We start from the raw sequence: 4,268 nt of genomic DNA on the forward strand, positions 1-4,268 counted from the left end.
GGTTTTAGGTGTTAGGTTTTAGGTGTTAGGTTTTAAGTGTTAGGTGTTAGGCCTACAGCTCGTAGCTCGTGCCCCGAAGCCCACTGCCCATACCCCGTTGATCAGGTAACCCAAAACGAAAAAAAGCCGCATAAATGCGGCTTTTAGGCTTAATCCCTAATAGGAACTAACAAAAATTAACCGTTACCGCCAGTACCACCAGTACCACCGGTAGATGTTGGACATGTAAACTGGAATGCTTGAGTTAATGCGTCAGCATTAGCACCTTCAATTGTAAATGTGTTCGCACCTTCAACAGGTAAACCACGGAAGTTAACAGTAACATCGTAGTTTTCACCTTCACGTAGGTTAGTTAACTGGAAGTTACCATTCGCATCTTTAATTGCAGCTCTTGCAGCTTTGCCAGCACGTTTAAATGAAACAGTTGAATTAGTAACATTCACCGCTACATCAGCATCGTTAGAACAAGCACCTGTAAGAGTTAATTCTTTATTAACTAGAGTAAATGGTGCTACAGGAGTTACAGCAACAGCGCCACAAACACCAACTTCTGTTTGTGAGTCAAACCATGTTCCACCTTCACGGTCAAAAAGTCTTACTCGAGCAGTTGCGCCATCATATACACCTAAGCCCGTTGTTAAGGCAGCTGGCACAACAGTCTTTGAAGTTGCACCACCACGAATGAAGTTAAACACACTCATATCTGATGAGTCTGCTACTACAAATAACCCACCTGCAGGAATAGTACCTGAAGCAACATTTACAGAAAAGCCGTCAGTACAAGTATTCGCATTGCGGTTAACAGCAAACCACGTTAAGTGGTTTGTTTCAAAGCTTACTGTACCAGTACCTTGTGTAACTGCAAAGTCATCTGCAGACCATTGGCCTGTTTCATCATCGAACGATTTAACAGTAAGTGTTTCGCCAGCAGCTAAATCTGTAGGTGCTGCAAGTGTTACTTTTAATGTGTCACCAGCAAATTTCTTAACTTTAGTGTCACCCACTAATAAGTTTACATCAGCAACCGAAACTGGCACTAAAACATTTGCGCTAGTGTTATCAGCATTTAGACCTTCAGGGATCACTGATGATTTGGTTGAAGATGTTGGATCTGTACCTACAACACTCAATGATACTGAATCACCAGTTACAGCTTCGCCTGCAGCATTTTGAAGCGTAATACCAGTTGGTAAAGTTGCAGTAGCTAAAGAATCACCTGAATCACCTGAAACTAGAGCATCAGCAATGATTGGAGCCGTGGTTGTTGAACCGCTAATATCAGTAGAAACTTTTACATCGCTTGCAAGGCCAGCAGCATCTGATGAGGTCAATTGGAACTGAGCTGGTAATACAGATAGTTCGTCTTCGTTAGATAAATCAACTTTGAAAGATTTGGTTATAAAACCTGCAGCAGAAACAACTGCCGTCACACTTGATAATTCAGAGCCACTCTTAACAGTAACAATAAAGCCACCATCTTCAGTAGTCGTTGCAGTCTGAACCGCGTTGCCATCTACATCAACGATGTTAGTTGATGGCGCGCCATTTTCCACAAATCTTACTGTTGCATCTGCAATTGCATCTGAGTCGCTATTAACTACAGATACATTAACTATAAAGTTAAGTTCAGTTGGTGTTTGAGGTGGAACAACCACTACTGGATCAGGTCCTGGTCCAGGTGGTGTGTAATCATTACCATCGTCATCACTAAAACAACCAGTTAGAGCAAATGCAGAAGCTACAGACAATGCCAATAGCGATTTTTTGTTAGTAAACATAGGGAGTCCTTTTATTCCTTTATAATAAACAATCAATAAACTAAGGTTTTTTATACTCGTTACAATATTAGCGTTTACTTTAGGAAAGTATAGCCATAACGCAACAAAAATGAGCAAAAAAACAACATTTTTTACTTTTTGTCAAAAATAGAGCTAATCGCTCTATAGTAATTAATCAGTTCGTTACATAATATAGACTAACTACATATTTGTACAATAGTTAGTCTAATAAAAATTTGTTACCGATATTTTAAATACACTTCTTTTAACCTTGGTAAATGTTTATAAACATAATCACTCGATAAGCGACCTTGGTTAAAGAATGTTTTATCTAAGCCAACTATTGAACTTGGTGCGTATAACTGGTTAAAAACCAATTGATTACGCGACTTACCTACTTGCGTACCAATATTATGGCGGTAAGCCTCATTACCTTTAACTTGGCCAAAACGAGTAACCGACATATCTTTACGCGGTGATAACGGTATGCTTATCGCAGCACCGGCTCTTTGCGCACTTGAGTCTTCAAAGAATACAGCTAAGTAGCTATCACCAAACCAAAAGCGTGATTCTAGCTTGTAACCACTATCTTCATACCAAAAATCACCAGCTTGGGCATGTAAAGTAATATCTTGCTCTACCCAATTATATTGATAATTAAACATTTGGTAACTGCGGCTGCCGCGGTAATCCTGGTACTGAAAAGAGCCAAATTTAAAGCTCACTTTATGCCTACCAGCATCACTTAGCCAAGCTGTTTCATTACTAATACCGCGGTAGTCATAAAAGTCTTTGATATAGCCAACTTGGGTTTGGTTGTAAAAACCAAACGGTAGTTCAAAAGTTTGATAGAACAAAGCGCGATCAAACTGGGTTTCTTTACGGTAATTTTTAAACGGCTTATTTTCAGCGTAATCATCACTATTCGCAACATTTACTTGGCCACCTAAAATAATGCCGCCGCCTTGCCATAAAGGCACCTCTAAATCGGCTCTAATTGCAACAGAGTAATCAAATACTCCAAGCTCAGTTGCATAGGTATTACTTATAGTTGGCGCTACAGTTAAACGCGGTTTAAAATATGGTGAACTTGTATCTGTAGTCCCTACCCAAACCAAACCATTTGGCTCAAGAGCAGCCCCCAAGGTAATTAATAAATCAGGGGAAATATTGTTAGTAATAAATTCTTTGTAATTATCAACGGTACCAACAACATTAAGTAATGCTAAATCATATTTGTTAAGTTGTACGCTAAATTCAACACCCTCAAGTGTTATTAACTCAGCAACACGCCCTAATACCAATCCTAATGCATCAATATCGTTACGATTAAAAATTGAGTTTTCAAATTTAACAAACAACTGATTATTATTGTTAAAAGCAACGCTAACATTTTCAAAACCATCGTCCACCAATGCTAGCTTCAAGTTAACAGATTGAGAATTCAACTGACTTAATTCAGCTTGTTGCCCTGTATTATTTGTAATCTTTGCAGTAGTACGCGCTTCTGGCTTAACGGTAGGTAAAGTGTAGTCATTTGGCGTTTGTATTTTTACAGCATTAGGATTAATAGATGCCGCGCCTTTAGTCGCAACAGGTACATTAGCAGTATTATTTTGTACATCTGGTGCAGCTTTAACTGGCTGTTGGTAACCTAACTCGTTACTTAGTGGTAAAGTAAAGTTGATACCCCAATAATTACTGGTATCTTCAGATAATTCAGTATTGCTATAAAAACGGCTGGTTAAGGTGATTTCACCAATATCATATAACCATTCTTTAGGAATGGTTAGTCGCGCAGCGGCATTAACAGCCTCAGAGTCGTATTCAGTGAGTACACTAAACCACTTGAACGGTTGCCATTCAATACCAGCAAAAGCCCCATCCATCTGCCCCGTTTTACGATCGCTTGAGCCAACACCCGCACTAAATCTAAAATCCCACAGCTCTTTTGAAGCAACAGCATAAATTGTTTTATAGTTATTTGCCGCCCCCCCCAAATCCTTCATACCAATAGCAACACTCAACCAATCTTGAGGTATGTAAGGTATTTGGTATTTAGCATTAAAAGATAAATCACGAGTTTGGCCTCTGCCCTCAGAGTAAAACATATTGTCATGCATAGAGTTAGATGCAACTTGCCCGCTTACCTCAAAGCCTTCAAACAAGCCAGCGGAAACTATAAAATTATGGCCATCCATGTACCTCTGGCCCCGAAAATCAAGCTGATTGTTATAACCAAAATCAACCACGCCAGAATCCATTACTTCAGCATTAGGAGTGTTAATTAAGCCGGTATAGCCTGCAAAAGACTGGAAGTGTTTTACCTCATCAGCGGCAACAGGTAAGCTCAATGCAGCTGCACAGCTTAAAAACAACATATTCAATTTAGGCATGGTGTGATCCGAGTCCGAGTTAGTATTATTAAATCCATCAATCCCTAGGTTCTAGGTTCTAGGTTCTAGGTTCTAGGTTCTAGGTTCTAGGTTC

Annotated in this window: 2 protein-coding genes; both read right to left on the reverse strand. The window is 39.5% G+C overall.

The genetic code is table 11. The annotated features are described in order from the left end of the window. Positions 1 to 176 precede the first annotated feature (176 nt). Complete coding sequence (locus tag H5183_RS21305) at positions 177 to 1,778, reverse strand: hypothetical protein (protein WP_182732668.1); 1,602 nt, start codon at positions 1,776 to 1,778, stop codon at positions 177 to 179. Between the two features lie 239 nt (positions 1,779 to 2,017). Next, positions 2,018 to 4,174 carry a YjbH domain-containing protein gene (locus H5183_RS21310; protein WP_182732669.1) on the reverse strand — a complete coding sequence of 719 codons (2,157 nt, stop codon included), beginning with the start codon at positions 4,172 to 4,174 and terminating at the stop codon, positions 2,018 to 2,020. Between the last annotated feature and the right edge of the window lie 94 nt (positions 4,175 to 4,268).

Source organism: Pseudoalteromonas sp. SR44-8 (assembly GCF_014163635.1).
Classification (GTDB): Bacteria; Pseudomonadota; Gammaproteobacteria; order Enterobacterales; family Alteromonadaceae; genus Pseudoalteromonas; species Pseudoalteromonas rhizosphaerae.